Below are 953 nucleotides of genomic sequence, written 5' to 3'. Positions count from 1 at the left end.
TTGCCCCGCCTGGCAGCACTCAGCTGAGTCAACTGAACCTGGTGCGCCCGGGCGACACGGTCGCGGGGAGCAACTGGCAGCTCAACAGCCTGGATGACTCGCGCGCCCTGTTCAGCATCAACGGCTCAACCCGCATTCTGCCCTTGCGCCCTTAGAGGTTCACATGACCGTTTACAACCTGCGAATGTTCACACTGGTGGGGATCACCCTGCTGACACAAGTGGGCTTGGCCAACGCGGCGACCAACAACTCCCCGCAGTCCACCAGTAGAGAGCAACAGAGCGCCTTGCTGGACAGCCAATCACAATCGAGCGACGAGATGCTGGCACGAGACTGGAACCTCAGTCCTCAGGAATGGCAGCGCTACCACACGCTGATGCAGAGTTCACGAGGTGTCTATTCCCCCGGACTGGATCCGCTTACAGCCTTAGGTATTGAAGCACGCAGTGACGAGGAGCGTCGCCGGTATGCAGAGCTCCAGGTCAAGGCAGAGGCGCAGCGCACAGCAAAAGAACTGGCTTACCAGCGAGCTTACGACGATGCGTTCAGACGCCTTTACCCTAACCTGATGCCCATCGCCAGTTCGTCGTCGCAAGCCTCGGCTGCTGGCCCAACGAACCAGGGTAACGGCCGATTGGCGGTGTTTGTTAAAGACGGCTGCCCGGAATGCTCGATACGAGTAAAGGCCCTTCAGGCTCAGAAGCAGCCGTTTGACGTCTACATGGTGGGTAGCCAGAACGACGATGAACGAATTCGCAACTGGGCGATTGTCTCGGGCATCGACCCTGCGAATGTCAGAACCCGACAAATCACCCTGAACCATGACGGGGGACGTTGGCTCGGCCTTAGCCTGGGCGGTGATTTACCGGCCGTAGTGCGAGAGGTGAATGGACAATGGCTGCGTCAGTGACGTGGGCAGGCCTTGCCCTGCTGTGCTTCGCGCTGACAAGCCA

1 protein-coding gene is annotated in these 953 nt (G+C 59.4%); it reads left to right on the top strand.

Translation table 11 applies throughout. The annotated features are described in order from the left end of the window. Nucleotides 1–163: 163 nt before the first annotated feature. Nucleotides 164–910, top strand: a complete 747-nt coding sequence (locus tag ABJ99_RS04080) for a TIGR03759 family integrating conjugative element protein (RefSeq protein ID WP_054084733.1) — start codon at nucleotides 164–166, stop codon at nucleotides 908–910. Nucleotides 911–953 lie beyond the last annotated feature (43 nt).

It is taken from the genome of Pseudomonas syringae pv. cilantro (assembly GCF_001293775.1).
GTDB lineage: Bacteria > Pseudomonadota > Gammaproteobacteria > Pseudomonadales > Pseudomonadaceae > Aquipseudomonas > Aquipseudomonas syringae_P.
Note: the sequence above shows the minus strand (reverse complement) of the source record. Positions and strands in the feature narration are given on the sequence as shown.